1 protein-coding gene is annotated in these 1,447 nt (G+C 68.0%); it reads left to right on the top strand.

What is annotated here, in order from left to right:
• On the top strand, positions 1 to 1,447 hold a 1,447-nt coding region (locus ACESLR_RS04175), incomplete at both ends, for a diguanylate cyclase domain-containing protein (RefSeq protein WP_373066701.1).

Raw genomic sequence — 1,447 nt, 5'->3', positions numbered from 1 at the left:
GGCCGTCGCGTCCGGCGAGATCGATTTCGTACTGACCAACACGGGGCACTACATACGCCTGGAGGCCGAAAAAGGCATCACCCGTCTGGCCACCCTGATCGCCGAGGAAGAAGGACAACCCGTTCGCCAGTTCGGCGGGACCATCCTGGTCCTCGACGATCGCCACGATCTCCAGTCGCTCGCCGACCTGCGGGGCCAACGCCTGCTTGCCGTGAAGGAGGATTCCCTGGGCGGCTGGCTGGCGGGCCAGGCGGCCCTGCGCAGGGCCGGTGTGGACCCTCGGAAAGACCTGGCATCGCTGGACTTCACCGGCATGCCCCACGACCGGGTACTCGACGGGCTGCTGAACGGTCGGGCCGACGCCGGTATCGTGCGCACGGGCGTGCTCGAGGCACAGCTGCGCGCGGGTGATCTGCCCCCCGACACCCTGCGGGTGCTGGAACCCCGGGAGGTCGCGGGATTCCCGTTTGCCCACTCCACCCGGCTGTATCCGGAGTGGCCGTTCTCCCGTCTCGCACACACGCCGGACCACCTGGCCGAGGCCGTCAGCATCGCGCTGCTGAGCCTTCCCGCGGACCATCCCGCGGCGCGCGCAGGCGGCTACCACGGCTGGTCGGCGCCTTTATCCTATGCCTCCGTGCATGCCCTGCTGGAGGATCTGGGGCACCCGCCTTATGACCGTCCGGTGGTGATCGACCTGCGGGCCTTCTGGGAGACCCGCCCGGAGGTGCTGCTGGGGCTGCTGGCCGGATTGCTGCTGCTGAGCGGACTGGCCGCGCTCTACTACCGGCGTCTCAATGCCCGGCTATCGCTGGAAGTCGAACAGCGCCGTGCGGCCGAGGCCCGCCTGCGCTCGCACGAGGCACAACTGGCCTATCAGGCGGGACACGATCCGCTCACCGGCCTGCCCAACCGCACGCTGCTGCACGAGCAGTTGAACGAGGCCATAGAGCAGGCCGGCGACGGGAACGGTCTTCTGGCCATCCTGTTCGTGGATCTGGACCGCTTCAAGACCATCAACGACAGCCTGGGGCACCGCGTCGGGGATGATCTGCTGCAGATCCTGGGGGAGCGCCTGAAGACGCAATTCGAGGCCCGAACCGTCGCCCGCATCGGAGGGGACGAGTTCATCGCGATCATCGACGACGTCGCGGATCATCGCGAACTCGAGGGCCGTGCGCGCCAACTGCTGGCGCTGATCGCCGAACCCTTCGCGGTCGGTGGCTGGAATGACCTCCAGGTGGGCGCGAGCATCGGCATCGCCCTGTTCGGCGAAGATGCGACCGAAGCTGGCAACCTGATCACCCACGCCGATGCCGCGATGTACGAGGCCAAGGACGCCGGGCGCAACACCTTCCGTTTTTACCGCACCGCCCTCACCGATGCCGCCAACCAGCGCCTGGAAACCGAGAACCGGCTCCGCCGCGCGCTGACACACGGCGAACTG

The organism is Thioalkalivibrio sp. (assembly GCF_041685615.1).
In the GTDB taxonomy this organism is placed as follows: Bacteria; Pseudomonadota; Gammaproteobacteria; order Ectothiorhodospirales; family Ectothiorhodospiraceae; genus Thioalkalivibrio.
This window is presented reverse-complemented; position numbering and strand designations above follow the sequence as displayed.